This window comes from Cohaesibacter gelatinilyticus (assembly GCF_900215605.1).
Lineage (GTDB): Bacteria > Pseudomonadota > Alphaproteobacteria > Rhizobiales > Cohaesibacteraceae > Cohaesibacter > Cohaesibacter gelatinilyticus.
The window spans coordinates 233,883-260,144 of record NZ_OBEL01000002.1; the positions used below are offsets into that span (position 1 = coordinate 233,883).

A 26,262-nucleotide genomic window follows, 5' to 3' on the forward strand; every position below is an offset into this window, starting at 1 on the left:
GGGACAGGCAAATGGCCACCGATACAGCAAACGGCTTTCAGACAGCCACCCCAAGCGATGCAATCCTTGCCCAGATGCAGCCTCGCTGGAAAGCCCGCTTTCAACTCTGGTCGATCATCGGTGTCGTTGTGTTGCTTCTGGCCGTCTCCTATTACCCGGCCGAGGTCAATAACTGGCCACGGCTCTTCACAGGCAATGACTTCCTCTATGACATGATCGGCCAGTTCCTGCGTCCCAATTTCTCCTCCATCGAGCTGTATTTGCGCAAGATGCTCGAAACGGTGCAGATCGCTCTTTGGGGCACGGTCCTGTCAATTATCTTTGGAGCACCACTGGCCCTTCTGGCATCCAGCAACATCGCCCCTGCCTGGCTGGTCTTTGCCACCCGCCGCCTGATGGATGCCAGCCGCGCCATCAATGATCTGGTCTTTGCTGTGTTGTTCGTTGCTGTTGTGGGTCTCGGTCCCCTGCCCGGCGTGATGGCCATTTTCGTCCATAACCTTGGTATCATTTCCAAACTGTTTTCCGAGGCGGTCGAGTCCATTGATCCTCGCCCGGTAGAAGGCATCCACAGCACTGGTGCCACCCGCATCCAGGAAATCATCTATGGCGTCATCCCGCAGGTGATCCCGCTCTGGTCCAGCTTCTCGCTCTATCGCTTCGAGACAAATGTGCGCTCTGCCACCGTGCTAGGCATCGTCGGCGCCGGCGGCATCGGCTTCACCTTCAATGAGGCTTTCAAAGGCTTCCGTTTCGAAGAAGCCAGCGCCATCATCATCGTCATGGTGGTCACCGTTACCATCATCGACATGATCTCCAGCCGCCTGCGCAAAATGCTGATTTAGTTTTCAGCAGACAAAGAGCAAGCCTTGACTTCATTGGCCCAGGGCGGGTTGGCTCCCGCCCGTGTCACGGTGATGGCAGCAACTTGTGCCCCATAGGAAAGAGCTTGCTCCAGATCCTCTTCTGATATCGTCAGCAATTGGTCTTTGGAGAGTAACTTCAGCTGGGAAAGTTTGGCCAAAAATCCAGCATTGAATGTATCACCAGCACCCACGGTGTCGATCACATCAACCCTTGGCACTGGAACACTCACTTCATAGCCATTGTTGTGAAAGCCGGTTGCACCAGCACTGCCACAGGTCAAAATCACGATCTTCGGCCCGTCCTTCAATAGAGATCGAGCTTTCTCGTTGGAGCTATCTTCTCCACTGATCAGCCAGTCCAGATCTTCATCTGAAACTTTGACAATGTCAGACTGAGATATCATCCGAGCAAGACGAGCACGATAAGCCTGCTCATTCTGAATGAAATCTGCACGGATATTGGGATCAAGCATCACCACACGCTTGTCATGCTCTTGCGCGCAAAGCGCGGCATAGGCGGTGGCACCAGGTTCACCCGCAAGACTGATCCCACCAAAATAGAGTGCACTGACCGCGTCCGGGACAGGAGGAAAATCACCCGGATCCAACGATCTACCAGCTGAATTTTCATCATAAAAAGAATAATTTGCCTGACCGTCAATCAGATGGACGAAGGCTAGCGTTGTGGGACGATCCGAGAGACAAAGCAGCGATATATCGACATTGCTCTTTTGCAATTCGGCGCGTATTTGCTGACCAAACAGATCAGATGAAACGCCAGACAAAAACCCGGCATTCACTCCAAGTCGTCCCAATCCGATTGCAGTATTGAAAAGGGCCCCACCGGCATGAGGAACAAACCCGATGGTACCATTTTCAGTTGGCGCTGATATCATATCGATAAGCGCCTCGCCGCAACACAAAAGCATGATCTTCAACCTATTTGCGCTTACCCGTTGCTTTGTCAAATGCGTGAGCTTTTGCAGGATCCGCCGTGAAGCCAATCATGTCACCACGTGCTTGTTCCGGCGGTTGCTCCATTTTGGTGATGAACTCGGTTCCATCCTCAGCCAGCAGATGAACAAGAACATGCTCACCCAAATGTTCGATCAGCTCCAGTTTGCCGTTCAATACCGCATCCTGACCATTTGCGACTTTCAGATGTTCGGGTCGAATGCCGACGATTGAGCCATCATCGACATCCTTGCCAAGAACCGCAGCGGCGGTATCGCTCAGGGCTGAACTCTCAAAGAAGTTCATGGCAGGACTGCCAATGAAACTCGCAACAAAGAGATTTTCGGGATTCTCATATAGCTCCACCGGAGCCCCGACTTGTTCGATCCGACCATCCCGCAAGACAACGATCTTGTCTGCCAACGTCATCGCTTCCACCTGATCATGGGTGACATAGACCATGGTTGATCCAAGTCGCTCATGCAGACGGGCAATTTCCAATCGGGTCTGGCCGCGCAGAGCAGCATCAAGATTGGAAAGCGGCTCATCAAACAGGAATACTTGTGGTTCTCGAACAATTGCCCGCCCAATCGCAACGCGCTGACGTTGCCCGCCAGACAGTGCTTTGGGTGTCCGATCCAGGTAATCTTCAATATGAAGGATTTTCGCCGCTTCGCGAACGCGCTTGTCAATCTCATCCTTGGGCATTTTGATCTGCTTCAGCCCAAAAGCCATATTGTTGTAGACACTCATATGCGGATAAAGCGCATAGGTCTGAAAGACCATGGCAACGCCACGCTTTGACGGCGCCACCTCATTGACGACGCGGTCTCCAATTGAAATCTCACCGCTGGAAATTTCCTCCAGTCCAGCAATCATCCGCAAAAGCGTGGACTTGCCGCAGCCGGAAGGGCCGACGAAAACCACGAATTCGCCGTCTTCGATATCGAGGTCGACACCATGCATGACCTGCGTTGCGCCATAGGACTTGGTAACTTGTTTGATGGTCAGGTCGGCCATGTAGTTTCTACCTTCTCAATTGCGGAAATAAGCTCGGTCACGAATTTCGGATGATCATCGGGCAATTGCGCCCAAAGCAGTTTGGTGCGTGCAAACGCTTCTTCTTGCCCTTTGGCGAGCAACGGTTTCAACTTGTCCCAATTGGGTTCGTGATATGGGACAGGCATCTGCCCCATCAAAAATCTGCGCGCATAGACATACCAACTGGCAATGCAGAGAATTGTATTTTCGGGCAAGATATTCTGGCGCAGACAGGACTCCAGCGTCGGGCGAATGAAGACCGGCATTTTGGAAAAGCCATCCATGCAGATCCGTTCCAGCTGGTCTGCTATCGCCTCATTGGAAAAGCGCTCGGCGATTTGTGCCAGATAGACCTTCTTGTCAAAAGGAAGCTCCATATCGAGCCCCGGTGAGACTTCCGCTTCCTCAAAGGCATCGAATATTTCGCGCAAGGTTGGATCACGGAAAGCCTCATCATATGTCTTATACCCTGCCAGAGCCCCCAGATAGCAAAGCGCCGTATGCCCGCCATTGAGAATGCGGATCTTGGCCTCTTCATAAGGGTCAACATCACAAACCACTTCAACTCCGCAACGCGTAAGATCGGGCATGGGCGCTTTGAACTTGTCCTCCAAAACCCATTGAGCAAAACTCTCACCTTGAACCGGACTGAGAGACTGGTTCGGAAACAAACCCGAAACCTCGCTCTGCAATGCCTCGCTCGTTCGCGGTGTGATACGGTCAACCATGGAGCACGGAAAGCTGACATGCCCAGACACCCATATGTGCATGTCTTCTTCGCCTACATGCTGCAGATAGGTAAGGAAATTCTTCTCCAGCATGTGGCCATTGGAGCGAATGTTGTCGCAGCAAAGAATATTGACAGGAGATCCATGCGCCTGCATCCGGTGCTTCAAAGCCCGCCTCAAATAGGCATAAACAGACTTGCATTGATCTCCAGAAATTTCTGCTGCAATAACGGGATCATCGATATTGAGAGACCAGTCGTCACGCAGATAATAGCCGCTTTCCGTCACCGTGATGGTAACACAGTGAACACTCTCCAGACTGATGAGTTCCTCTGCTGATTGCGGCGAACTGGACCAATCTTCGAAATGAATATGAGAGCGAACAAGGCGCAATTTGCTCTCCCCATCGGGAGACGTTGTCTTCAGCAGATATCCCTGCCGCGCATCTTGAACCAAATGAAAAGCATGGGCTTCTGAAGCACGTAGATTGACCGCCGCAATACCCCAACCCAGATCCCCGCTCACCTGCATATAATCATCAATATACATGGCCTGATGGGTGCGATGAAAGGCACCATAACCAATATGAACGACGCCAATTTCGCATGCAGATCGATCATAACTCGTGGCAGACAGCTCCAGATGGTATTTTTGAATATCATTCAAGGTCATTCAGGCTCCCCCTGTTTGGGAGCCAACTCACGCATAGCTGTCTCACGAAATTCCTTCGGCGTCATTCCTTTCATCTTCAGGAAATGACGATTGAAATTTGCCAGATTTTGAAAGCCGACCGCAAAACAGATTGTCGAGATCTGATCGTCGGTTGAATAGAGCATGGAACATGCCTGGCTGATCCTGACCCGATTGACGAATTCAACGAACTTGTTGCCCGTGATGCGTTGAAAATTCTTTGAAAATGCAGGCGGGCTCATACCAGCCATATTCGCTGCTATCTCAACAGAAAGCTCTTCCGCATAATGCTCTGTGATGTGATCAACAACATCCGCTATTCTTGCCTGTTTCGAATTGCCTTCCGACTGGATCATCCCTGTCACGGAAAGTGGCTTTTTCTCTGCATGCTCATTCACGCGCACAAGAAAACGCAAGAAGGCGACGATGCGTTCAGCTCCACGCGTATTGCGGATCCTCTCCAGATGCCCCCGGGCAAATGTGGGATTGAAGTCCGTGAACTCGATGCCCGATTTGGCCAGTTCGAACATCGCATCCATTTCGCGAAATTCAGGAAATGCCGTAGCCAGCTGGTCGATGCTTTCCTGACTGAACTGCACCAGCATATCGCGGATTTCTACCGGATCCGGGTTGGCAACTTCATCGGTTATCCAGTTATGTGGAAGATTGGGACCGGTCATGAAGAGGGAACCGGGTTTGAACTCTCCGATATAGTCGCCGACAAATGCTTTGCCCCGCGTTTCGACAATCAGATGCAATTCATATTCGGCATGACTGTGCCAGCGACACAAATCGGTCGGCCATCCGTGCTCCAAATACCGGATGGTTTCCGTCGCCCGGTCAACATATTCAAATTCTGGCTGAATGATGGACATGACTACCTCAACACACTGCCGCCATCGACACTCAAGGTTTGAGCGGTGACATATTGAGACTGATCGCTAGCCAAAAACACAGCAACACGGGCAATTTCAAACGGTCGCCCCATATAGCCAAGTGGCACGGCTTCGCCGACCTCGCGCTTTTTCTGCCCGATTTCCTTGCCTTCAAATTCGGCAAACAGGGCGTCTACTTCTTTCCACATCGGCGTATCAACGACGCCGGGAGATATGGCATTGACGCGAATTTTATAAGGTGCCAGTGCCAATGCAGCAGATTGCGTATAGCTGATAATCGCAGCTTTGGTTGCGCAATAATGTGCCACCAAAGCCTCACCACGATGACCCGCCTGACTTGCCAGATTAATGATGGATCCAGCTTGTTCGCACGCAACCATCGACTGAGCAGCAGACTGCATCAAGGCATAAGCAGCGCGAACATTGAGACCGAACAGGCGATCATACTGACTGAGATCAGCGTCCAAAACAGAGCCCATATCGAACAGGGCTGCATTATTGAAGAACACATCAGGTTTTGCATCACTGATCCATTGCTGACATTGCGCCAGTCCGTCATCGCTCAGAAGATCAAACGCTTGATGCTCACTCTCACAATCGCCGGCGAAGGTTTCGCCGAGATCAGTGGTCAAAACCTTCGCACCGAGTGCTGCAAAATGCTCGGCCGTCGCTGTACCGATGCCACCATTTGCACCGGTCACAATGCAGGTTTTTCCGGTAAGGCTCGTTGGTGCGGGATCTAAACTCATTTCACCGCTCCGAATGTCAGGCCCTTGACGAGCTGTTTCTGGCAGAACCATCCAAGCACGACAATCGGACCAACCGCTGCGGTTGAAACCGCAGACAGACGCCCAAAGAACAAACCTTCCGGTGCGCGATTGCCCTCAATCAACGTGGATAGCGTCGCGGCCTCGGTCGTTGTCAGACGAACGGTCCAATAGGCCTCGTTCCAGCAGAAAATGAAGCAAAGAAGCGCAGTTGATGCGACACCACCCCATGCAAGTGGAATGAGGATGTCCTTGATTTCCCCCCAGGTGCTGAGGCCATCCATCTTGCCCGCCTCGATAATTTCCTTCGGAATTTCCTTGAAGTAGGTGAACAGCATCCAGATCACGATCGGCAGATTGATCAGACAGAGAACCACGATGACCAGAAAATGCGTATCGTAAATCTCCAGGAAATTCTTCGTCAGAAATGTCATCGGATACAGGACAGCCGCTGCTGGCAGCATCTTGGTAGACAGCATCCAGACAAGAATATCCTTGGTATGGCGGCTTGGATTGAACGCCATGGCATAAGCTGCAGGCACACCCACCGCCAATGCAAAAATAGTGGCAAAAATAGACGTGATGACCGAATTGGTCGCAAAGCGCCAATAATCGTAATTCTCCGTCATGTTCAGATAATTCTCCAGCGTTGGCTGGAACACGAACAGGAATTCCGGCTTCACTGCATCTGCATCCGTCTTGAAGCTGGTAAAGACCATCCAGAAAATTGGAAAGAAGAAAATGATCGCGATCGCCCAGGCCAGCACCGGCCAGAAGATCGCTCCAAATTTGGATTTTTGCGCAACGATTGCCATGACCGACCTCCTCAATCCATTAAGCTTTTGCCGACCATGCGCAGCAGGAAGATAGCCACGATGTTCGCAAGAATGACCGCAAAGATGCCAGTGGCACTGGCGGCACCGATATTATTGGAGGCAAACTCTCCGATGAGATAAGGCAAGTTCTTGTTGCCATTGCCACGGCTGACAATCTCAATCTCGGCATAAAGCGAGAGATGAAAGATCGCCTGGATCATCACCACGATGGCAATCGGCCGTGCCAGATGCGGAATGGTCAGATTGACAAATTGTGACCAGGCATTTGCACCGTCCAATATGGCAGCTTCCTTTTGCTGCTGATCTTCCGATTGCAGGGATGTAATGAAAATAAGCACTGCAAACGGTGTCCATTGCCATGTCACCATGATGATAACCGCATAGATGGAGGTTTGGGTGGCCCGGAATGAGATCGGTTCGATTTCAGGCCAAAGTGAGAAAAAGCCGCCAAGTATCGGAAAATCTTTCAGACCGGCAATAATGGCATTGATGCCTCCGACTGCCTGGCCGTTCAACCCGAGAACAGGATCAAGGATCATATTGATCCAGAGGACTGCATTCACCGCTGGCATGACGAAAAATGGTGATATCAGCAGCACCCGAACAATGCCCCGCCCCGGAAAGGTCCGATTGATCAGCACAGCAATGGCAAGTCCCAGAACAACAGTGAGCAGGATGATACTGATCACCATGAACAAACTGTTTTGAACGGCAAACCAAAAGTCCTTGGCTGAAAAAAGAACATATTCGTAATTGCCAAATCCGCGCCAGTTGGCAATGTCCGGCGCCGTCCATTCGGGTCTGCGCAGATTGTTCAACACATAGCGGATAAAGGAGAAAAAGAGGGTCATCCCAAGCGGGACGAGCATCCAGATCAACAATAACATCACCGCTGGTGTTTGAAGTAAGCGAGGGAGCGTTCTCTTCGACATTTTCTTAAATCTCTGCTTCACAAACCACCGACAAGCCAAGTCCCGAACCAGTGCCAAGACAGCTCACAAGCAAGGCTCGGCAAGTGCCGAGCCCCACCTTTGGGAGGTTTATTCGTAGTAGCCCGCTTCTTTCATGATGGCATCAGCCGCAGCCTGCGAGGCCTTCAGGGCTTCGTCCACCGACTTTGCGCCAGAGAGAGCTGCCGCCATTTCCTGAGCGACTGCGCTACCCACTTGTGGGAATTCAGGGATTGCTGCGAACTGAACTCCGACATATGGCTTCACATCCGTTGCCTGAGGTGCAGCAGACTCGATTGCTGCCATTTCTGCCGATGCAAATTTTGCAACTTTCTGGAATTCCGGAGAAGCATAGGTCGATGCACGGGTCCCGGTTGGAACCTTGCCCCAACCAAATTCAGGATGCGCGGCTACCGCTTTGATATAGTTCTTGGACGTTGCCCACTCGATGAACTTCTTGGATTCTTCGGCATTAGGAGATCCGGCAGGAACCGCCATCGCCCAAGCCCAAAGCCAGTTTGCACCAACCGGGTTGCCAGCATTCGGTGATTGCGCATAAGCCACACCGTCAACCTTCAGGAAGGAAGCAGCGATAGTCGCATCAATCCACATGCCACACTTGCCCTCATTATAGAGCGCCAGGATTTCGTTGAAGGAGTTACCCTCGGACCCTGGAGGACCATAAGTACCGAGCAGATCCACATAGAAGTTGATGGCTTTTTTCCATGCATCGGAATCGATGGTCGGGCGGAAATCCTTATCGAACCAGGCTCCACCAAAAGAGTTCACCATGGTCGTGATGAACGCCATGTTATCGCCCCAACCGGGCTTGCCGCGCAGACAGGCACCATAGATCCCCTTATCCGGATTATGGATAGCCATGGCAACTTTCTTGATATTCTCCCAGCTGTCATTGTCGGCAATGGAAACACCAGCAGCATCCGTTAGATCCTTGCGATACATCACCATGGATGACTCGCCATAGAATGGGGCGGCATAGAGCGTTCCCTCATGGGACAAACCGTTCCGGATAGCAGGCAACATATCATCAATGTCGTAGCTGGAGCTGAACTTCAAAGGCTCAATCCAACCTGCCTTGCCCCAGATTGGCGCTTCCTGCATGCCGATATTGATGATGTCATATTCGCCACCACCAGTCGCTGTATCAGATGTGACCTGCTCACGCAGAACACCTTCTTCAAGCGAGACCCACTTCAGCTTCACACCAGTCTCTTTGGTATAGGCTTCGGCAACCTTCTGCATGTTGATCATGTGACCGTTATTCACGATCGCAATTGTCAGCTCGGTAGCGGATGCGGCGAAAGATGTGAGCGCTGTAGATGCAGCGAATGCGGCCCCCAGCGCCACTTTGTGTAATGAAGTCATTCTTTCCTCCCAAGAATAAACGCGTCATGTGCGTCCACTTATGTTCGATCCTGAATGCCCAACTAGTCTAATACTTTTTCATATGATAAATGTACTTTTTTGATGTATTTAAACGATCATGGATAATTTTTACGTCAATTTTGTATAGGAAAAATATTATCTACTACAATTTAGAAGGACATTGACCCCAATATTTCACATCAATCACAACTTGAAATCATGCCCATTAAATCAATTTAATCTGACCCAATATTTCCAGTAGAATAATCGCCGACAAGTTTCCTTGGGATTACTCCATCTATTCAACAAACGTACTTGAGAAAAGCCTTCAAACAAAAAAGGCCAAGCCATTTCTGGCTTGGCCCTGATCGGATATCGGCTCTATGGAACATCAGGAAAATCTGCAATCCCCTCACACAAAGGCCGGGGAATAGCCTACTTCTCCGGCCGGTTGCTCGCACTCATCTGGGGTGAGCGAGAGGGCAAGAAGATACTCGCCTGGTATACCGGGATAAGTCAGGCCATGGTCGGCGGAAAAACCGAAGCGGGTGTAATAGTCTGGCTCACCAATCAGAACGACGCCTTTTGTGCCGCGCTTTAAAGCCGCTTCCAGCCCGGCTTTAATCAGGGCCGAGCCAACGCCTTTGCCTTGCAGGTCCGGGTTGACAGAGACCGGCCCCAGCCCCAACCAATCAGATGCCTTGCCATCAAAGGTGACTGGCGAGAAGGCGATGTGACCAGCAACTTCATCGTTGATAGTGGCGACAAAAGACAGTGTAAGATCCCCTCGCTCTTTCAGTCCTTTATAGATCAGATGCTCGGTCGGCTTGGCACCGGGTGCATGATGAGGATGGTTTAAAAAAGCCGCATAGGTCAGCGCCATGATCGCCTCATGGTCAGCATCAATTTCGGCTCGAATGATCATTTGGCTTCACCTTTTTTCTTGAGGATGAACATCACATAGCCATACTCATTACCGTGATTGCGGCGAATAGCAATCTCGGTTTCAATGTCTCGCAATGCCTGCGAACCAAACATATCTGGCGCCAATTGTTTGATCCGCTCTTCAAGTGGTGTGTAATAGGACCACCAGGCATCATCACCAAATTCAAAGCTATCAAGCAGGTCATAACCCGCTTCCTCAATCTGCTTGCTACGCTCCGCCTTCGAACTCATATCCGGATATTCTGCTTTCCAGAAGTCCACCGATTTCATATCGCTTTCGGGTATCAATCGAACCAGATCGCTGACGACCATCACACCATCATCCAAAAGCAGCCTGCGCCATTGGCGAAGAGCCTGATCAAAACCCATGATATAGGCGCAGCCTTCAGCCCAGATAACATCGAAACTGGCATCCGGGAATGGCAACTCTGTCATGCTGGCAGACTGCACAGTGACTTGCGCCGCAAGGCCCTGTTGCTTCACCCGTTCACGCAACACATCCAGCGAGGCATCGTCATTGTCTGTCGCCACGATCTGGCAAGCGAGATGAGAGGCCAGTTCAAGAGTGGAGATACCTTTTCCGCAGCCAATCTCCAATAGTGAACCGGGCTTGAAGGGCAAATGTGCAAGCGCTTTTCGGACCTCATGACTACCGCCCGGCCCCAACCGGGAGATCCCATCAAACAACCGACTGAAATCGGCCATATAGTGTTCATGCTGATTCATATCTTTGGACAACCATTTCAGCCGCAAGGCCTCTTTCTCGGTAAAGCCCTGTTTCAAAAGCCATTCGAAATGGGCTTCCGGGGCCGTATCTTCAATCATCTGATGCCAGCCACGCAGGTCCGCTTGCCCCAATAGACCGGTCAACAACTGCCGTGCCTTCTGCTTTTGAGCAATCTCATCATCAAGTCGCTGCAACCGGTCCAAAAGCAGCTGTCGGTCAAGACGCGCTTCAAGGCAGGCAAGGCTCTCTTTCAGGCTTAGCCCTGCTGCATGCAATTGCTGCAGCAGGCGCAACCTTTCCAGATCCGTCTGGCTGTAGATACGATAACCATTTTCCTGCCTTTGTCCCTGAATAAGCCCCTGTTTTTCATAATAAAGCAAGGTCGAGCGAGACAGACCCACCCGCTCTGCCAACTCTGATATTCGGTACATCACTTCCCTTTCAGGTGCTGTGAACCACTGACAGATTTCGGGATAAACTATGAAGCTATAGACAGGTCAACGCAATTTTTCATCCGTCAAGAAGGTTAGGGATTGGCAGGCGCAAGTGTATATCCTGCATCAAAGCTCTGCTTCAATAGAGCTTTGCGCCTCTCTTCTGACCCCGTTGAGCCATAGAGCAGTATTAGTTTTCGAGGTGACAATCCAAAATACCCAAAGGTTCCCTTGATCCAGGAGGTCTCCATGGCGTCCAGATATCCGTCATCAATAATCTCATCGGAGCGTGCCCCTGCCGGAACCAATAGCACGCCCGAACGGGGCCGCTGCATCGAGAGTTCTGGATCATCAAGCTGATCATAGGCCCAGCCCCAACACCAGACACGATCCATCCAACCTTTCATCATGGAGGGCATCCCCCACCAAAAGAGTGGAAAGATCAGACAAATGGCATCTGCACGGGCGATACGGGCCTGCTCAGTCAAGACATCAACCGGCATCTCCCCTCCCTCATTCGCGATAATATCTGCAGCATTCCAGCGCGGGTCGAACCCCTCAGCATGTAAGTCTGCCAGTTCAGTTGTATGCCCGGCAGCCTTTGCCCCTTCCATGAACTCCCTCGCAACAGATGCACAAAAGGAACTTGGATTGGGGTGATCAAGAACAGTCAAAACATGCATTCAAACATCTCCTTTGAGCAATATCATATCAACAGCTCAGGGCAGCTTGGCAATGGCTTTGATTTCCAACAACAGATCTGGATCGGCCAGATTGACAACCCCGATTGCCGTCCAGTTCGGAAACGGTCTGGATGGGAAAATCTCCTGTTTCACCGCTGCAAAGACATCAAAGTGAGTGTACATATCGACATGAAAGCTTGTGATATCGACAATATCATCAAAATCACATCCCGCCGCCTCCAAAACACCACCCAGATTGGCAAAAGCCTGTCTGAATTGTGAGACAGGATCACTTATCGCAGCACCTTCTCCATTGGCCCCGACCTGCCCGGATACGAACAAGAATCCCCCGCTTCGAACCGCTGGTGAATATCCATAAGCCTCGTAATTTACCTGCTCTTCTCCCAATGAGATCACATCTCGCATCTTCATATCCTTTTTCTATACACTTGCATTGAAATAATATCTATGCGACTGTATAGAAAAAGTCAACCAGATGGATCATGCCATGCCAAGACCAAAATCATATGAGCGCAAAGACGCCATCGAAAAAGCCTGTCATGCATTTTGGGAGCATGGCTTTCAGGCACTGGGCGTCCGGGAGCTGGAACAACTGACGGGTATCAACCAATTCGCCATTCGATCCGAATTTGGCGGCAAGGAAGGCCTCTATCTGGAAGCTTTGCATTATTATGGTGATGCGGCCATCAAGGCAAAGATGTTCCCCATGAAAGACGGCGATATCAAAGATATCATTGACTTCATGGAAGGTTTGGTCACACCAGGATCCATGACCTCCAGCGCGCATGGTTGTCTCATCGTCAATACCGGCATCGAAAATGCCCGCATCAAAAGTTCCCGTCTGGAAGAAGCCGTAAATGCCTATTGGGACACATTGGAAGCACATTTTCGACAAGCATTGGATAATGAATATGCAAGACGGAACAAAACAGCAAACTTCATACCCGCAGATCTGGCACCAGCGTTGGTGTCTGCAGTCATGGGCATCCATGCTCGCAACCGGGCACAGCGGGATCAAACCGCAGGCCGGGCCCTTGTCACTGTCATATGCAGCATGCTTTCGGACTTGAGGACAGAGCCATGAGCAAGACATTTTTCCAAATTACCGAACTGGATGAGGTCCATAGCGCAAGATCGGGGAAACTCAGCTGCACTGCCTTGCATTTGAAGGATGGGAGCATGTGCCTTTACAGCCCAGTTGCCGGATTGGAAAAGTCCGGAAAGGAACAATTGAACGAACTGGGCGGTGTCTCTGCCCTTTTGGCCCCAAATCATTATCACAACAAGGGTCTGAAAGGGCACAAAGATGTCTTTCCAAAGGCATCCCTTTATTGCCCCGAACAAGCCAGACCTCGCCTGAACAAGATCACCGGGCTGCAATTTGAGCCGATGGAGATTCTCAGAGACAATTTGGTTGAAGGGCACAAGATACTTGAACCAGAAGGCCTGAAGACCGGAGAAATATGGGTGGAGATTGAAAGCAATCAGGAACGTGCCTGGGTCGTCACGGATGCATTCAGCGCCCCTTTGCTGGCACCTGGCCAATATGGTGATACGGCTTCGACGCTGGGCACCTTTCCCCGCTATGGTGTAAAAGATGCCGCAACCTTCAAAAGCTGGGTGAAGCGGCAACTCTCCATCGCCGCCCCAACCCTGTTGCTCCCCTGCCATGGTTCTCCTGTCAAGGCACAGGACCTTGGCTCCCAGCTTCTGGATCTGCTGGACAAGAATTTGTGAAACCCCGTCCCTACAACCCTATTCAAAGGCAATGCTGGTAAGTTTGGCCTCAAAGAAAGGGAAAACCTTGCCCCCTGCTGCACGGGAGATCGTAAAGCTGTGCGGAATCATCATTCCACTGACCTGACGATAATTCGTTCGAGTGACATGTTCGCCGGATCCGTGATAGGGCGTTGTCAGATCCCCATCCTGCTCTGCCGATAAATACGTGATCTGCCCCTCTGCATTGAAGTGAAACAGCAGATCCGCCTGCAACCCATCGGCGCGAATGATCGCCCGCGCAGTCATCGCATCCACCGCCTCCCATGTCACAGGACCACCGGGTAGCAAGGCCAGCGGATAAAGCGGGCTTTCCAGCAGCCAGCGACGTAGGGAAATTCGGTTCAACTCCGTAGATTCCTTTTCATCAACCACCGTGATGGTAGACATGATCTTGGCCTTCATCTCCATCTCACCCTCGGCAAAAAAATCATAAGGGCGCGCCCAGACACCGGGATAGATTGGTGTAGTAGCAGAAAACATCAAGGCAGGGGCACCGATGGCAATCACCTGTTCGGCAGTGGTCGGCTCAAAATGCTCCATCAGCGGACGACGAAAATCCCCCGCAGCCTCAAGCCTGACAGCCTTATAGGGCTGGATCGGTCCACGAAAAACGTAAGCGAAATAGCGCTGCACAGGTTCCGGCAGATCGGACACCTGCATGGGGTCGAATTTTGGAGCCGGTGATCTGGTCGCAATCTCGATCACCCGTTCCCGAAAGGCCAGAATATCATTTTCAGTCTGGTTGGACTGATACATTACATAGCCAGATAACAGGGCAACAATCAGCCCGACGCCATATCCAACATAACGTAAAATTGTCATCTTCCATCTCCTGTTCTCATCAATGCAGTCGATGACGACTGCTCTGTAATAACCAAAATCGTACATTTGTGTACACTTTCTTGACATATCCGTACACATATGTACGATTTCAGTCAAGATAAAATCAGAGAGCGACACCATGAATGACCAGAAACAGAACCAGAGACGCAGAGAAATCGAAACAGCAGCCCTGGAAATATTGGATGAAAAAGGCTATCGCAGCACCAGCATGTTGCAGATAGCCAAGCGCGCATCCGCATCAAACCAGACGCTTTACGCCTGGTATGGCAACAAACAGGCTTTGTTCAAAAACGTCATCGATCAGAACGGCCGCAGGGTGCGCGATTTTTTGCATCAGGCACTCGATAGTCGACAGGATCCATTACTGGCACTGGAAGCTCTTGGGATTCATCTGCTGCGCTTCACCACGGACAGCAAGGCAATCGTCATGAACCGTGCCGCAATCATCGACGCGACCGAGACCGGCATTCTGGCGGAAGCAATTGAAATGATTGGCCGCAAGGAGGTATATGCCCTGATTTGCGCCCTGATGAATGAACTCATTGAAAAAGGGCAATTCAAGCAGGATCTGGATGCAGAGGATGCTGCCAACAGCTATATCAGCCTGTTGCTGGGAGAGATCCAGATACGCCAGGCACTGGGCGTCATACCACCTTCAACAGAGGAAGAAATCCAAAGCCGGGCGGCAAGAGCCTTCGATCTGACCTGCTATCTATACAATAAAACAATGGCGAAGCAGGCACCATGACTCGTCCCCTCCAGCTCACTTCGCGGCGAAAACCGAGCTCGAACGCATATCGGCCATGATCAATTTGACGAACGCTTTCGCCAGTTCACTGCCATCATCTGCCACACGAATATGCGTGAGCGGCAGTTGCGGCAGATCATGATGTGATGGTGCCTCGACCAGATCACGATCCACAAGCGACTGCGGCAACGCCGCGATAGCAAGATCCGCCCTGAGTGCTGCCACCTGTCCCATCGACGTATCGCTGGAATACGCCACTCGATAATCCCGACCAGCGGCTTCCAAGGCTTTCAAGGCCGCATCACGCCAGGCACATCCCACCTCAGCCACAGCAAGGGGAAGAGGTTCTTGTTGAATGGCGCTCCCACCGTCCAGAACCAGCCATTTCAGTGGCTCCGAAAACAACTCCTGAGCCGGAATAGCCGAGGTCCCGACATTGTTGAACAATGCAAGATTGACGGACCCATCCTTTATGCCCATTTGCACTGTTTCGCTCTTGCCCAACCAAACATCAACATGAATATCCGGATGTACTTCGGCCAGCCGCCGCAAAAGATGCGGCACAAGAGAGACACCAAGATCGTGAGGTGCGGACAAGCGCAGCCTGCCAGCAAGTTCTGATCGTTGAAACAGAGCAAGCGTTTCGTCATTCAATCCTAAAAGACGGCGTGCCTGACCAAGCAAGATCGCGCCCTGATCCGTCAATGCCACATGACGCGCATCCCGATCCAGCAAACGGGAACCAAGCTGTTCCTCAAGCTTGCCTATCTGCAGGCTGACAGCCGAAGGAGATTTATGAACCCGCTCCGCGGCACGTCGAAATGAGCCAGTCTCACAAATGGCGACAAAGCTACGAAGGGCATCCAGATTGAGCGTCCGCTGTATCGCGGGATAAGCTGCATCAGATTTTAACGTTGATATATCCTGCACCATAGCATCAGAACATATCGTTTTTCTCAACATGCTTCAAAGTCTATTATCCGCCGTTCAACAAGGAAATAGCATGGCAATCAATTCACGCAAAATTCTGTCAGGCCTCGGCTGGGCTATCATCGCAATCACAATCTGGTCCGGATCATTGGTTTTCTTACGGCTGGGCGTGATGACGAGTCTGAACGCTTATGATCTTACCATGCTGCGATTTGGCGTGGCTGCACTGATCCTCTCACCTGTCATTTTTCACCGCACGATCAAGACGGCTCGAATAAGGCCGGTCAGCCTCATCTCAATGGTGGCCACATTCGGAGCACCCTATGTGTTGCTGATCGCCATGGCTATGAAAACCGCGCCAGCTACAGCTGCAGGAGCGCTCAATCCGGGCGTGATGGCAATCGCCTCTCTACTTCTGGGATGGATAATCTTCAACGACCGGATCGGCCCGGTGCGCGTGGTCGGACTGATCATAACAACAATTGGGATCATTCTGTTTACCCGTGCTGACGGGACTGTCACAATCGGACATCTGATCTTGGGCGGAACCGGCATCATGTGGGCAATCTATGCTCTGATTATCCGCCGCGCTGCCATCCCCGCATTGCATGCAACAGCAATCATTGCTGTAGGTTCGGCCCTTGTCTATCTGCCTGTCTATCTCATGATCTTGCCCAAACAGATAGTCTCTGCTCCAATCATGGATGTATTGATACAGGCCGGTTTTCAGGGCATTCTGGTCAGCATTGTTGCTCTCTATGCCTTCAACCGATCCACTGAACTGCTAGGCCCTACCGCCGGTGCCAGCCTCCCCGCCCTGATCCCGGTCGCAACCCTCAGCCTCAGTGTTCTTATTCTGAATGAGACCGCAGGAGCAGATCGGGTTGCATCCGCAATATTGGTCACCATGGGTCTGGCCCTGATCCTTGTCGGACCACCAGCAATGCGCAGACTTTCAAAGTTTGATCTTTATGGCTTGAACAGAAAAAAGAGAGACACCGCAAACCCGATAGAACAGTCATCAGGGGATATGAAGTGAATGGCAAGCTCCTCGATCAGAAGCAGGATTCCTTATGATGGCATCTCTGCCGATGGCTTTTCTCCAGGCAGTAGACTCATAAATGCGGTAAATTTGGTAGAAGCAAGTCTTTCTGCTCACAAGGAGAAAGAGTGAAGACAATGTGGTTCATTTTCAAACTCTTGCGGCGTTGTGCGCAGAAAGAATCGCCCTATCCTTTGGACACCCAAATGGTCGAGTTCTGGCCTCGGCAAAGAGCTTTAATGGGCAACCAGCCCATCCTTCACTCTTCTTCTAGCCATATTAGACCATTTTGACGCCAAATACAGCTCATTTATGAGTATACGGCCTAATCAACAACACTAACAATCCTGCCCCAACGGCCAGCCAGATAGAGCCGATCCACACCAGATTGTAACTCGCAGTTGTAGTAAAGACATAACCACCAGCAAAAGCGCCCAATGCACCGCCGATAGCATGTCCGGCCGAGATCAAACCCATCGCCAGACCCATCATTTTAATTCCAATGTGGCTTGCAACCAAACTGGCTGTCACAGGTACAGTCGAATAGTCCACCGCCCCAAAAAGAATGGCGAACAAGAACAGCATCTCAATGGACATACCAGGAAGACTGGCAAGCAGGACAAATGTCAGCGCACGTAACATATAGATCGCTGCCAAAAGCATTGGTCGATTGACCCGATCCGTGAGCCATCCGGCAGCGATCATCCCGACAAGATTGACCAGAGATAAAAGTCCATAGGCTGTCGCACTTGGTATCGGAGGAAATCCGCAGAACGAAGCGAACGGTAGCAAATGGGTTTCAATCACCCCTGTCGTGGTAAAACCACAGATCAGAAAACTCCAGAAAAGCAAGTGAAACGCCGGTTTACGAACAATTGCTACAAGATCCTGCCATAAGGTAGAGGCATCATCGCCCAGTCTGTTCTCACCATCTTGAGGAGCATCTGGTCGCATACTCATTCGGATACAAGGGATCAGAGCGAGACAGCCAAGGGATAGCGCACCAAAGCTCCAACGCCAGCTTGCAAAGGTCAACAAAGCAGCAATCAATGGAACAATTAAAAACTGCCCTCCCGTTGCGCCCGATGTCCCGATACCGGTCGCCAATCCCTGGTTTGTAGAGAAGCTGCGGGTGACGGCAGTTGCAACAACATGGGTGGCAATGATCCCGAACCCCATGGCACTGAAACCGGAAAATCCTATGACAAACATGAGCTTGCCATTCATCAAAGCAACAATTGCACACCCCACACCAAGCAACCCCATGCCGAGATTGAGCGTGAATTGCGACCCGAGACGATCCACGAGACGTCCTGCAAACGGAGCAACAATGGCCATAACAACAAGAGCCATCGCTCCCACCCCGGAGATATAGCTACTGCTCCAGCCAAACTCGATTTGCCAGACAGGCATGATCAATCCAAGGGCGGCACGACCTGAAAATGCCAATGACAATGCCAAAAATCCAAAAAGAACGACGGTCCAGTTTTGGCGCGATGATTGAATGATGTTTTTCGACATGAGCCTCTCCTTGCACCGCAGAAATGCCATATGCAAAGAGAAATGCCTAACGAGAAACTAGCTATATGACTTTAGCTGATCTAAAGTGAAATATGGTTATTCGTATACAGGATCTCTACACATTCCATGTTGTCGCCCGGGCCGGCACAATGCAGGAAGCTGCGCATGAACTTGGCGTCACTCCGGGTGCAATAAGTCAGAGGATACGCGCTATCGAGGAGCGCCATGGTTTCAGGCTCTTTACCCGTAGCAAGAACGGTATCATGCTGACAGAAGCAGGACGAGCCCTTCACTCAGATCTTCATGACGCCTTCTCACGGATCGAACATGCGAATGGAAAGCACTTCACAAATCGGGAAAATATTGTTCGTGTCAGCGCAACTACAATGTTTGCCCATTCACTACTCGTCAATTCCATAGGGCGTTTTTCAGATACCCATCCAGCAATCAAGGTATCAGTTGAGGCAGAAGACCGCGTGGTTGATCTCCGATCCGAACCAATTGATCTGGCAATCCGCCACGGACTGGGTAAAGAACCTGGCCTGCGCTCGGACTGGCTTTGCTCACCAGAACTGGTTTTGGCCGCCAGTCCTTTATTGCTCGAAAAATACGGCCCAATCGATAGCCCGCACGATTGCCTCAAATTCACTTTGCTCCCTGATACGACCGGAAAAGACTGGTCAATATGGTTTGAAGCCCATGGAATAGATGCAACGAATGCAACCTATGGGACAAAATATGGCAATGGCTTTCTAACCGCAAAAGCAGCTTCAGACGGTCAAGGTCTCGCCTTGCTCAATGATGTCTGTGTTGAGGAATCCTTGGCCACGGGGCAATTGATCCGTGTATTGGATACGACTTGGCCGACAGCTTTTGCTTACTATGCTGTCACGCTGGAGGAGACATTTCAAAGGCCGTCTGTGTCCACGCTCATAAACTGGCTTAAAAAGGATCTGGGCTAACCATCTATGATACACAAGCTTTGTCAAACTGCGCCAGAAGGCAAGAGAGGGAGAGCCAAGCCGACGCCCTCTCTTGTTATATCATGTTAGCGATTCAGGGACTGAACCCGCCCTACTTTTGAACGAAATTGACCTTCAAATCGCGAATGAGCGAGTCAATCAGTTCACAATTATGGCTGGAATTTTCCTTAAAGATGAGCATCTTCGCAGGGAGGCCTTCATGATAGGCCATTGCCACCTTGGGACGGGATTTCTTCAGTTTCTCATACATATTGGTATAGGCTGCTTTCTTGGTCTGAACCATTTTCTGCGTGCATTTGCCGGCAAGGGCAGGACTGGCTGCAAGGATGAAAGCAAGAGAGAGAATTGTATATTTCATATCGCACCTGATTAGTGTGTCTATGTTCTGAGAAAAACCGCAGCAAAGCCTTGCCGTCAGTCAATCTCACTTCTTTCCATAATTCTCTTTGAGATCCTTGGTCATCCGCTCAATCAAGGCACATGGAGATTTGGCTTCTTTCATCCAAGCCATCTGCTTGTGTGAAATGTCCTTCTCATATCTGGCAAATTCTTTTGGGGAAGACGCCTTCAGTTGATTATACGCCTTCATATAGATTGCCTGTTTGGCATCGGAGGTTTTTTTCGTACATGTTTCGGCCAAAACAGGCGTTGCAAGCACGCTCAAAGCGAGGGCAAGTGTGATGGATTTCATAACCATATCCTGAAAATAAGGAGGGTGGGATGGATCCGGCTGAGAATTCAGCTGGAGGGAGAAAAAATCAGTTTTGTCTTCACAAGGAAGAACAATCGAACCCGATGTCGGAAACATTCATCGAGCGAAGATCTTGAGGAGTGGCGAAAAAGACCGCTGTTCCGCTATCACCAAAATTGACGGCTCTGATATCGGACCCCATCTGCAAGACGACTTCACTTTCCAGCAATTTGCCTCGGTCAAATTTACGCGGATCACCCTGCCGAAAAACAGGATGGCCACCTATATAGAAATCATAGGGTGGATCTATCTCAAGCCGGGCGCGCAGCTCATTGTCCATCTTGCTGATAATGGCGGCTTCATCGTCGGGCAGCATATCTTCGTCCTCAGCAGGCCACCAGCTTTCAACGATCTGATCAACCTCGGCGGCACCCCAATCAATTTGGCTCTCAAACAGATGTCCATCCAAGGGCGCTCCTTGCCTATGCAGATTTACTGAAAAAGGGTTGTCCGGATAGATATGATCAGGCGGGTCCCGGCGCACCAATATCGAAGGGTCTTCGAAATAGAACAGGCGTGCACTTTCATAATATTCTTCCATGAAGGCAACCAGAAGACCGGATTTGGGATGGTTCTCAAGAGATGGGTGCTGCGTATAATTGACCTGCATGAGAAACAGGAGCGGTTTGCCATCCTCATCTTCCGGCCAATCGAAGCCTTCCGGCAGGCTCGGTCTGCCTGCAATGGATGAAACAGCTTCATCGGGTACTTCTCGGTCATAATCCGGAACAAGGCCAACTGCTGGGCGGCTTTGTGCCATCAGTTTTTCATAGGCATCACGGGCAAAAAGCGGCCATTGATCCAGAGGCATCGACTTGGGCAGATTGAGCTGTTCCGGGGTAGCAAACAGTCGATTGTAAAGACTGCGAACAATGCGTCTCGCAAAATTTCTCATCAAGGTACCAAAATAAATCAAGAATATAATAATCAAGGTTGAAAGAGATGGAGCCTAATCAAGTCATATTCAATAACCCGATCTGCTTTGTACCCAGACAATTCATTCTGAAGCTCGCATCCAATCAGGCAAGCTCAATCAACGATTAACAAGCGCACACCGGTGCTGGTTCTGGAACGATGGGCAACATCCCCATAATCAGAAACCATATAACTCATCCCGGCCGTCATCCTGATCTCACGACCATCCTTCAGTTCGGAAAAAAGTTCTCCTTCCAGCACATACAGAATATGCCCTCGATCACACCAATGATCCGCCAGATAGCCCGGGGAATAGTCAACCAGCCGCATACGAATGTCACCATTTTCTATGGTGCGCCAGATTGCATGCCCGGTTTCTCCGGGATGCTCGCTTCTCGGCATGGCATCCCAGTCGGTCACGGTAAAGGGAAGAGAGGGAATATGCATGGGATCACCTTCATTGGCATTACAAAAACAACTTTACAACGCTCATATCGGGTGTCATTCATCGGTGCAATCATTACATTACACTCGGTGCAATTTATGAAAACCTATGTGACCATCGCCGATACCGTAGCTGCACGTATCCAGTCAGGAGATCTGCGTGTGGGTGAGAAGCTGCCTTCTCAGCGCATTTTTGCTTATGACAATGGTATCGCCAGCTCCACAGCCGGGCGTGTCTATGCGGAGCTGGTCAAACGCGGATTGATTACTGGCGAAGTGGGCCGAGGCAGCTATGTACTGGCTCCACCCACTCCAAAAGATATCTCGGCTGTATTGGAAGCGAGAAGCGACATGCCTCTGGATCTGGAAACCAGCTTCCCGATTATCGAGAACCAATCCAAATTGATGGCACCCGCATTGCAAGAGCTCAGCCGCCCCGACGCACTGGATGGCGCCATGCGGCCAGCTCGAAGCCGGGGTAACAACGAACTGCAGAACCATGGAAATATCGCCAGCCAATATCTGGGATATGATGACTGGAAACCCGACGCCAGTTCAATTCTCTTCACCGGAAGTGGACGACAGGCAATCGGAACAGCCATCACGGCTTTGGTACCTGTCGGTGGACGGCTGGGAGTTGAGGCTTTCACCTATCCTATTCTCAAAGGCTTTGCCGCCAATCTGGGGAGAGATCTGGTTCCTGTCGCCATGGATGATGAGGGACTCATGCCTGACGCTGTTCGCCATGCTCATCAATCCCGATCCATCGATGCCGTCTATGTCCAACCCAGTCTGCACAATCCCACGGGACGCACCATGAGCTTGCTTCGGCGTCAACAGATTGCGAAAGTCGCAAGAGAATTCGATCTACCAACAATTGAAGATCAGGTCTATCGCTTTCTGATGAAAGACAAACTTCCACCAATAGCCAGGTTTGCACCAGATCAGATAATCTTGCTCGACAGCCTCTCCAAGCGCCTTGCCCCAGGTCTGTCCGTTGGTTTTTTGGCCGCAGCAAAACACCATGCAGCCAAGCTTTCAGTTGTCATGAGCCAATGTGGCTGGGCCGCTCCCACCTTTGCCATAGAGGCAACCACAAGATGGATATCCGATGGTATAATCGAACAACTGGATAAGCTGAAACAGGCTGAAATTGCCAAGCGATGGGTCATTGCTCATGCCATTCTTGACCCTTATTTGGAAACCCCAAGCACCCAAGCCTGCCATCTATGGCTGCAACTACCCAAGCATTGGCAGTGCGATAATTTTGTTACCGCTGCCGCCATTCAAGGCATCGCCATCGCCCCCGGCACCGCCTTTGCTGTTCAACGTCCATCCAACCATGTAAGGATCTCGTTGGTTTCGGTCTCACAAGACAATCTGAAAGTCGCACTCGGCAAGTTGCGTGCGATTTTGGACGAAGGCAGTTGAAAATCGCCATCACGATCATCTGATTGGTTTTGCAAACAATATCGGTTTAGGACATAGGCTGTCTGAAGAATGACAGCCAATGATGGGCAGATGGAATTTCCGATGAGCACCAAAATCATCTTCACTCAATTGTCCGAAGTCGAACCCGGCGATATCCTCGCTCACATGTGTGATCCAAAGGTGGCCGAACACATGCCGTTGTTGACATCCAATTGGGACATGAACGCCGTGAGCAAATTTGTCGCTACCAAGGAAGAATGCTGGAAGCGCGATGGATTGGGACATTGGGCCATATTAGCAGACGAAGACTATATAGGCTGGGGCGGCTTTCAAAGGGAAGGAGATGAATGGGATTTTGGTCTGGTTCTCAAACCGGACGCTTTTGGGTTGGGCATACGCATTACGAGAAAAGCAATTGACTTTGCCCTTGCCGATGAGCGCATTCCATTCGTAACTTTTCTTCTGCCGCCATCACGCAAAAATCTGGGAGCGCTCGAAAGGCTCGGCGCGCAGTTTGTCAACAAGATCAGCTATGACGGATCAGTCTTCCTCAAATACCGACTGAATACAGAACGCTAACATCCGTGGCAGGCCACCAGTCACGCATCGGAACCAATCTTCTTGAGCACGGTCATCAGGTGATCGAATTCCTCATCCCCAAGAACCGATCTGATCTCATCCTCCACCTTCTTCTTTGCCTTTTTGCTGTCTCGCTGGGATGCCAGACCTTTTTCAGTGAAGCGCACGATTTTTCCCCGGCCATCATCGGGGTCAGGATCCCGTCGCAAAATGTCAGATCGCTCCAGATCGACGATAAGCTGTTGAACTGCCTGTTTGCTCAGACCCATTCGTGCCACGATATCAGCCTGCCGTGTCCCGTTCATCCCCACATAGGGCACAACACTGGACCGGGCCTCCTGGTACCAGTCATGACCAGCAGCAACCATCTCGGCGGCAAATTTTTCCTTCCAGACAGCAGCAGCATCCCACAGACGCCAGCCGATATGATCAATGCGAATATCGTCAACCTTCTTGACCAATTCATTCCTCCGTGATAGTCAATAAGCTTGACTATATAAACCCCGGGTGCTTTCGTCAAATGACCGCCATCGATACATCCAGTCTTTATGACGCCTCGGCAGAGGATTATTCCAGGGCCCATGCTCGTTGGCTGAAATATGCAGGTGGCGAGGCGCAATGCGCGTTTGAAGGGGCCGTCACAGCTCTGCTTCGACCGGGCATGCGCCTGCTGGATGTTGCATGTGGCACGGGCACGGTCGCCCGGCGTTTGATCAGCGAAACAATTGGCGACATCGAAATCGTTCTGCTGGACGCATCCCCCAAAATGCTTGCCCATTGTCGCGATATCCCAGCAACACGCCTCACCGCCTGCATGAAAAACTTGCCATTTGAGACGGATGCCTTTGATCTACTGACTTGCGCATGGGGGATAGAGACCTTGATCGACCCACGACCAGCCCTTGGGGAATTTGTACGTGCAACACGTCCCGGCGGCCATGTCTGTCTGGTCTTTTGCGCAGACCGGCCATCACAATTCCTCATCGGACGGGCCCTTCGCCACAATGTTTCACGATCCGGGCGTGGCAATTTTCTAAGCCATACCAACCTGCACAAACTCGCCCGACAGGCGGGAGCGCGTCACGTTCAAACGCTCAATTGCTCCGGTCCAGCCGCCGCCATGATCCTCCATATCTAGGATAAACCCCTCAGAGGCTGAAACTTGTATTCATGGCATAATCGGCTTACCCGCCTTGCTTGAATCGTTCCCCAAAGAAATTTGTAAAAGCCAGAACCCGCGGAGAAGACATTCGACTAGGCGCTCTTACTGCCCATATCTGCCAATCAGGAGCAATCGAATAGTCAGGCAAGACCTTAACAAGACGACCACTTTGCAGATGATCGGAAATATCCCAAATGGATTTGAGTCCAATTCCGAGATCCTGCAACAAGGCCTCGGTGATCGCCTCGCCAAAATTGGTTGTGAATGTTCCGGTGACCTGAATGTCAAACTCTTCATTCCTGGGGCCAGTCAAGGTCCAGTTTCGATTTTCTCCAAAGGTGATGCAATTATGGTTTTTCAAATCGGCAGGCGTTCTGGGTTCACCAAATTTTTCAAGATAGTCGGGACTGGCAACCAAAAAGCGCGGATTTGGTGCCAGTTTTCGAGCCAACAAGGTGGATGAGGTTAACACACCGACACGAATGGCAAGATCGTAACCTTGTTCAACAATATCAATAACGGCGTCATTCAGATCAAGTTTGAGCCTGATCTCGGGATAGGTGTGAAAAAATGCACCAAGGTGCGGTATGATCTGGGCACGACCAAAGGATGCAGAAGCAGTCACCCGCAAAAGGCCGGATACCCGACCTTTTGATGAAGATACCACAGATCGAGCATCTTCGATCGTATCGAGTATCTTTTGGGCATGCTCCAAAAATGCCTCACCATCAGGTGTCAAAGAAACCGCACGTGTGGTCCGATTCAACAATTTGCTGCCCAACTCGGCCTCAAGCAACTGAATGCGCTGCGTTGTCGCTGTAGGTGATAGAAGGAGTTCCTCACCAGCACGGCCAAGTGCACCAAGTTTCGCAACACGAACAAACAATTCCAAGGTTTTAAAGTCGAATGACATTCTTTAAGCCGTAAACTCATAAATGCGGTGAGCAGAAAAAACTGCCCTATCATGAAGACATGAAAATGGTCAGACCTAGCATCGGCAGAGAGTTTTAATGGGCAACCAACCCATTCTTCACTCTTTTCTAGCCATATCAGACCATTTCGACGCCAAATCCAGCTCATTTATAAGTCTACGACCTAATTGAACCAAATAGTCTAACGGCTATCAATCAGTTTGTTTGGCATTGAAAAAGTCCACGAGCGGCTGACACGAACACTCACTCGCACTTCCCCAGATCAAGACAACGGCATC

The 26,262-nt window shown here is 50.8% G+C and carries 30 protein-coding genes; 9 read left to right on the forward strand and 21 right to left on the reverse strand.

Annotation, left to right across the window (positions count from 1 at the left end; genetic code table 11):
• Window positions 1-11 precede the first annotated feature (11 nt).
• Entirely contained in the window at window positions 12-845 is an 834-nt protein-coding gene (gene phnE, locus CRO57_RS11125; protein WP_244580076.1) for a phosphonate ABC transporter, permease protein PhnE, read from the forward strand.
• On the opposite strand, the gene CRO57_RS11130 is transcribed toward phnE, so the two are convergent.
• From CRO57_RS11130 to CRO57_RS11185, 12 genes are all read right to left on the reverse strand, one after another.
• Complete coding sequence (locus tag CRO57_RS11130; RefSeq protein WP_097153522.1) at window positions 842-1,795, reverse strand: carbohydrate kinase family protein; 954 nt, start codon at window positions 1,793-1,795, stop codon at window positions 842-844. The genes phnE and CRO57_RS11130 overlap by 4 nt on opposite strands.
• 10 nt (window positions 1,796-1,805) lie before the next feature.
• Window positions 1,806-2,840, reverse strand: coding sequence for an ABC transporter ATP-binding protein (locus tag CRO57_RS11135; protein WP_097153523.1), 1,035 nt, complete (start codon window positions 2,838-2,840; stop codon window positions 1,806-1,808).
• Window positions 2,828-4,261, reverse strand: a complete 1,434-nt coding sequence (locus tag CRO57_RS11140) for a mannitol dehydrogenase family protein (RefSeq protein ID WP_097153524.1) — start codon at window positions 4,259-4,261, stop codon at window positions 2,828-2,830. The genes CRO57_RS11135 and CRO57_RS11140 overlap by 13 nt, the downstream gene beginning before the upstream one ends.
• Complete coding sequence (locus tag CRO57_RS11145) at window positions 4,258-5,154, reverse strand: helix-turn-helix domain-containing protein (protein ID WP_097153525.1); 897 nt, start codon at window positions 5,152-5,154, stop codon at window positions 4,258-4,260. The genes CRO57_RS11140 and CRO57_RS11145 overlap by 4 nt, the downstream gene beginning before the upstream one ends.
• Window positions 5,155-5,156: 2 nt before the next feature.
• On the reverse strand, window positions 5,157-5,924 hold the full coding sequence (locus CRO57_RS11150) for an SDR family oxidoreductase (RefSeq protein ID WP_097153526.1): 768 nt from the start codon (window positions 5,922-5,924) through the stop codon (window positions 5,157-5,159).
• Complete coding sequence (locus CRO57_RS11155) at window positions 5,921-6,757, reverse strand: carbohydrate ABC transporter permease (RefSeq protein ID WP_097153527.1); 837 nt, start codon at window positions 6,755-6,757, stop codon at window positions 5,921-5,923. The genes CRO57_RS11150 and CRO57_RS11155 overlap by 4 nt, the downstream gene beginning before the upstream one ends.
• Window positions 6,758-6,768: 11 nt before the next feature.
• Window positions 6,769-7,710, reverse strand: coding sequence for a carbohydrate ABC transporter permease (locus tag CRO57_RS11160; protein WP_097153528.1), 942 nt, complete (start codon window positions 7,708-7,710; stop codon window positions 6,769-6,771).
• 108 nt (window positions 7,711-7,818) lie between these two features.
• Window positions 7,819-9,114 carry an ABC transporter substrate-binding protein gene (locus CRO57_RS11165; RefSeq protein WP_097153529.1) on the reverse strand — a complete coding sequence of 432 codons (1,296 nt, stop codon included), beginning with the start codon at window positions 9,112-9,114 and terminating at the stop codon, window positions 7,819-7,821.
• A 412-nt stretch (window positions 9,115-9,526) separates the two neighbouring features.
• Window positions 9,527-10,039, reverse strand: coding sequence for a GNAT family N-acetyltransferase (locus CRO57_RS11170; RefSeq protein WP_097153530.1), 513 nt, complete (start codon window positions 10,037-10,039; stop codon window positions 9,527-9,529).
• Entirely contained in the window at window positions 10,036-11,217 is a 1,182-nt protein-coding gene (locus CRO57_RS11175; protein ID WP_170956056.1) for a MerR family transcriptional regulator, read from the reverse strand. Before CRO57_RS11175 ends, CRO57_RS11170 begins: the two co-directional genes overlap by 4 nt.
• A 95-nt stretch (window positions 11,218-11,312) precedes the next feature.
• Window positions 11,313-11,903 (reverse strand): NAD(P)H-dependent oxidoreductase, encoded by a 591-nt coding sequence (locus CRO57_RS11180; RefSeq protein WP_097153532.1) that lies wholly within the window; start codon window positions 11,901-11,903, stop codon window positions 11,313-11,315.
• A 36-nt stretch (window positions 11,904-11,939) separates the two neighbouring features.
• Entirely contained in the window at window positions 11,940-12,335 is a 396-nt protein-coding gene (locus tag CRO57_RS11185) for a RidA family protein (protein WP_097153533.1), read from the reverse strand.
• A 76-nt stretch (window positions 12,336-12,411) separates the two neighbouring features.
• Here CRO57_RS11185 and CRO57_RS11190 point away from each other — a divergent pair, with 76 nt between their 5' ends.
• Both CRO57_RS11190 and CRO57_RS11195 read left to right on the forward strand, forming a co-directional pair.
• Window positions 12,412-13,008, forward strand: coding sequence for a TetR/AcrR family transcriptional regulator (locus CRO57_RS11190; protein ID WP_170956057.1), 597 nt, complete (start codon window positions 12,412-12,414; stop codon window positions 13,006-13,008).
• Window positions 13,005-13,661: a hypothetical protein gene (locus CRO57_RS11195; protein ID WP_097153535.1), complete on the forward strand. Its 657-nt coding sequence runs from the start codon at window positions 13,005-13,007 to the stop codon at window positions 13,659-13,661. Before CRO57_RS11190 ends, CRO57_RS11195 begins: the two co-directional genes overlap by 4 nt.
• Window positions 13,662-13,679: 18 nt before the next feature.
• Here the strand turns inward: CRO57_RS11195 and CRO57_RS11200 are convergent, their stop codons facing one another.
• Entirely contained in the window at window positions 13,680-14,525 is an 846-nt protein-coding gene (locus tag CRO57_RS11200; RefSeq protein WP_097153536.1) for a DUF6920 family protein, read from the reverse strand.
• A 139-nt stretch (window positions 14,526-14,664) separates the two neighbouring features.
• Here CRO57_RS11200 and CRO57_RS11205 point away from each other — a divergent pair, with 139 nt between their 5' ends.
• On the forward strand, window positions 14,665-15,294 hold the full coding sequence (locus CRO57_RS11205) for a TetR/AcrR family transcriptional regulator (protein WP_097153537.1): 630 nt from the start codon (window positions 14,665-14,667) through the stop codon (window positions 15,292-15,294).
• A 15-nt stretch (window positions 15,295-15,309) separates the two neighbouring features.
• Here CRO57_RS11205 and CRO57_RS11210 read toward each other — a convergent pair whose 3' ends face one another.
• Complete coding sequence (locus tag CRO57_RS11210) at window positions 15,310-16,227, reverse strand: LysR family transcriptional regulator (RefSeq protein ID WP_097153538.1); 918 nt, start codon at window positions 16,225-16,227, stop codon at window positions 15,310-15,312.
• Between the two features lie 70 nt (window positions 16,228-16,297).
• Here CRO57_RS11210 and CRO57_RS11215 point away from each other — a divergent pair, with 70 nt between their 5' ends.
• Window positions 16,298-17,263, forward strand: a complete 966-nt coding sequence (locus CRO57_RS11215; protein WP_097153539.1) for a DMT family transporter — start codon at window positions 16,298-16,300, stop codon at window positions 17,261-17,263.
• 309 nt (window positions 17,264-17,572) lie between these two features.
• Here the strand turns inward: CRO57_RS11215 and CRO57_RS11220 are convergent, their stop codons facing one another.
• Window positions 17,573-18,787, reverse strand: a complete 1,215-nt coding sequence (locus CRO57_RS11220; protein ID WP_097153540.1) for an MFS transporter — start codon at window positions 18,785-18,787, stop codon at window positions 17,573-17,575.
• 92 nt (window positions 18,788-18,879) lie between these two features.
• On the opposite strand from CRO57_RS11220, the gene CRO57_RS11225 reads away from it, so the two are divergent.
• The gene (locus CRO57_RS11225; RefSeq protein ID WP_097153541.1) at window positions 18,880-19,749 is read left to right on the forward strand and encodes a LysR substrate-binding domain-containing protein; all 870 of its coding nucleotides are present in this window, start codon (window positions 18,880-18,882) and stop codon (window positions 19,747-19,749) included.
• 112 nt (window positions 19,750-19,861) lie between these two features.
• Here CRO57_RS11225 and CRO57_RS11230 read toward each other — a convergent pair whose 3' ends face one another.
• From CRO57_RS11230 to CRO57_RS11245, 4 genes are all read right to left on the reverse strand, one after another.
• On the reverse strand, window positions 19,862-20,128 hold the full coding sequence (locus tag CRO57_RS11230; RefSeq protein WP_097153542.1) for a hypothetical protein: 267 nt from the start codon (window positions 20,126-20,128) through the stop codon (window positions 19,862-19,864).
• 66 nt (window positions 20,129-20,194) lie between these two features.
• Window positions 20,195-20,461: a hypothetical protein gene (locus CRO57_RS11235; protein ID WP_141401224.1), complete on the reverse strand. Its 267-nt coding sequence runs from the start codon at window positions 20,459-20,461 to the stop codon at window positions 20,195-20,197.
• Between the two features lie 79 nt (window positions 20,462-20,540).
• Window positions 20,541-21,416: a DUF1963 domain-containing protein gene (locus tag CRO57_RS11240; protein WP_141401225.1), complete on the reverse strand. Its 876-nt coding sequence runs from the start codon at window positions 21,414-21,416 to the stop codon at window positions 20,541-20,543.
• Window positions 21,417-21,550: 134 nt separating this feature from the next.
• Window positions 21,551-21,883 (reverse strand): DHCW motif cupin fold protein, encoded by a 333-nt coding sequence (locus CRO57_RS11245; RefSeq protein ID WP_097153545.1) that lies wholly within the window; start codon window positions 21,881-21,883, stop codon window positions 21,551-21,553.
• A 96-nt stretch (window positions 21,884-21,979) separates the two neighbouring features.
• Between CRO57_RS11245 and CRO57_RS11250 the strand changes: the two genes are divergently transcribed.
• Window positions 21,980-23,311, forward strand: coding sequence for an aminotransferase-like domain-containing protein (locus tag CRO57_RS11250; RefSeq protein ID WP_170956058.1), 1,332 nt, complete (start codon window positions 21,980-21,982; stop codon window positions 23,309-23,311).
• Window positions 23,312-23,413: 102 nt separating this feature from the next.
• Window positions 23,414-23,890 carry a GNAT family N-acetyltransferase gene (locus CRO57_RS11255; protein WP_097154043.1) on the forward strand — a complete coding sequence of 159 codons (477 nt, stop codon included), beginning with the start codon at window positions 23,414-23,416 and terminating at the stop codon, window positions 23,888-23,890.
• 20 nt (window positions 23,891-23,910) lie between these two features.
• On the opposite strand, the gene CRO57_RS11260 is transcribed toward CRO57_RS11255, so the two are convergent.
• Window positions 23,911-24,351 (reverse strand): MarR family winged helix-turn-helix transcriptional regulator, encoded by a 441-nt coding sequence (locus CRO57_RS11260; RefSeq protein ID WP_097153547.1) that lies wholly within the window; start codon window positions 24,349-24,351, stop codon window positions 23,911-23,913.
• 59 nt (window positions 24,352-24,410) lie between these two features.
• Between CRO57_RS11260 and CRO57_RS11265 the strand changes: the two genes are divergently transcribed.
• Window positions 24,411-25,028, forward strand: coding sequence for a class I SAM-dependent methyltransferase (locus CRO57_RS11265; RefSeq protein ID WP_097153548.1), 618 nt, complete (start codon window positions 24,411-24,413; stop codon window positions 25,026-25,028).
• Window positions 25,029-25,074: 46 nt separating this feature from the next.
• On the opposite strand, the gene CRO57_RS11270 is transcribed toward CRO57_RS11265, so the two are convergent.
• Window positions 25,075-25,965: a LysR family transcriptional regulator gene (locus CRO57_RS11270; protein WP_097153549.1), complete on the reverse strand. Its 891-nt coding sequence runs from the start codon at window positions 25,963-25,965 to the stop codon at window positions 25,075-25,077.
• Window positions 25,966-26,262: the final 297 nt, after the last annotated feature.

Bases quoted from the DNA above. Each gene is read 5' to 3' on its own strand.
- CRO57_RS11210 (WP_097153538.1), bottom strand. From the start codon at position 16,227: ATGGTGCAGGATATATCAACGTTAAAATCTGATGCAGCTTATCCCGCG.
- CRO57_RS11190 (WP_170956057.1), top strand. From the start codon at position 12,412: ATGCCAAGACCAAAATCATATGAGCGCAAAGACGCCATCGAAAAAGCC.
- CRO57_RS11270 (WP_097153549.1), bottom strand. From the start codon at position 25,965: ATGTCATTCGACTTTAAAACCTTGGAATTGTTTGTTCGTGTTGCGAAA.
- CRO57_RS11215 (WP_097153539.1), top strand. From the start codon at position 16,298: ATGGCAATCAATTCACGCAAAATTCTGTCAGGCCTCGGCTGGGCTATC.
- CRO57_RS11155 (WP_097153527.1), bottom strand. From the start codon at position 6,757: ATGGCAATCGTTGCGCAAAAATCCAAATTTGGAGCGATCTTCTGGCCG.
- CRO57_RS11265 (WP_097153548.1), top strand. From the start codon at position 24,411: ATGACCGCCATCGATACATCCAGTCTTTATGACGCCTCGGCAGAGGAT.
- CRO57_RS11160 (WP_097153528.1), bottom strand. From the start codon at position 7,710: ATGTCGAAGAGAACGCTCCCTCGCTTACTTCAAACACCAGCGGTGATG.
- CRO57_RS11180 (WP_097153532.1), bottom strand. From the start codon at position 11,903: ATGCATGTTTTGACTGTTCTTGATCACCCCAATCCAAGTTCCTTTTGT.
- CRO57_RS11185 (WP_097153533.1), bottom strand. From the start codon at position 12,335: ATGAAGATGCGAGATGTGATCTCATTGGGAGAAGAGCAGGTAAATTAC.
- CRO57_RS11235 (WP_141401224.1), bottom strand. From the start codon at position 20,461: ATGAAATCCATCACACTTGCCCTCGCTTTGAGCGTGCTTGCAACGCCT.
- CRO57_RS11240 (WP_141401225.1), bottom strand. From the start codon at position 21,416: ATGAGAAATTTTGCGAGACGCATTGTTCGCAGTCTTTACAATCGACTG.
- CRO57_RS11140 (WP_097153524.1), bottom strand. From the start codon at position 4,261: ATGACCTTGAATGATATTCAAAAATACCATCTGGAGCTGTCTGCCACG.
- CRO57_RS11245 (WP_097153545.1), bottom strand. From the start codon at position 21,883: ATGCATATTCCCTCTCTTCCCTTTACCGTGACCGACTGGGATGCCATG.
- CRO57_RS11150 (WP_097153526.1), bottom strand. From the start codon at position 5,924: ATGAGTTTAGATCCCGCACCAACGAGCCTTACCGGAAAAACCTGCATT.
- CRO57_RS11225 (WP_097153541.1), top strand. From the start codon at position 18,880: ATGGTTATTCGTATACAGGATCTCTACACATTCCATGTTGTCGCCCGG.
- CRO57_RS11250 (WP_170956058.1), top strand. From the start codon at position 21,980: ATGAAAACCTATGTGACCATCGCCGATACCGTAGCTGCACGTATCCAG.
- CRO57_RS11145 (WP_097153525.1), bottom strand. From the start codon at position 5,154: ATGTCCATCATTCAGCCAGAATTTGAATATGTTGACCGGGCGACGGAA.
- CRO57_RS11230 (WP_097153542.1), bottom strand. From the start codon at position 20,128: ATGAAATATACAATTCTCTCTCTTGCTTTCATCCTTGCAGCCAGTCCT.
- CRO57_RS11130 (WP_097153522.1), bottom strand. From the start codon at position 1,795: ATGCTTTTGTGTTGCGGCGAGGCGCTTATCGATATGATATCAGCGCCA.
- CRO57_RS11220 (WP_097153540.1), bottom strand. From the start codon at position 18,787: ATGTCGAAAAACATCATTCAATCATCGCGCCAAAACTGGACCGTCGTT.
- CRO57_RS11205 (WP_097153537.1), top strand. From the start codon at position 14,665: ATGAATGACCAGAAACAGAACCAGAGACGCAGAGAAATCGAAACAGCA.
- CRO57_RS11165 (WP_097153529.1), bottom strand. From the start codon at position 9,114: ATGACTTCATTACACAAAGTGGCGCTGGGGGCCGCATTCGCTGCATCT.
- CRO57_RS11170 (WP_097153530.1), bottom strand. From the start codon at position 10,039: ATGATCATTCGAGCCGAAATTGATGCTGACCATGAGGCGATCATGGCG.
- CRO57_RS11255 (WP_097154043.1), top strand. From the start codon at position 23,414: ATGAGCACCAAAATCATCTTCACTCAATTGTCCGAAGTCGAACCCGGC.
- CRO57_RS11175 (WP_170956056.1), bottom strand. From the start codon at position 11,217: ATGTACCGAATATCAGAGTTGGCAGAGCGGGTGGGTCTGTCTCGCTCG.
- CRO57_RS11200 (WP_097153536.1), bottom strand. From the start codon at position 14,525: ATGACAATTTTACGTTATGTTGGATATGGCGTCGGGCTGATTGTTGCC.
- CRO57_RS11135 (WP_097153523.1), bottom strand. From the start codon at position 2,840: ATGGCCGACCTGACCATCAAACAAGTTACCAAGTCCTATGGCGCAACG.
- phnE (WP_244580076.1), top strand. From the start codon at position 12: ATGGCCACCGATACAGCAAACGGCTTTCAGACAGCCACCCCAAGCGAT.
- CRO57_RS11195 (WP_097153535.1), top strand. From the start codon at position 13,005: ATGAGCAAGACATTTTTCCAAATTACCGAACTGGATGAGGTCCATAGC.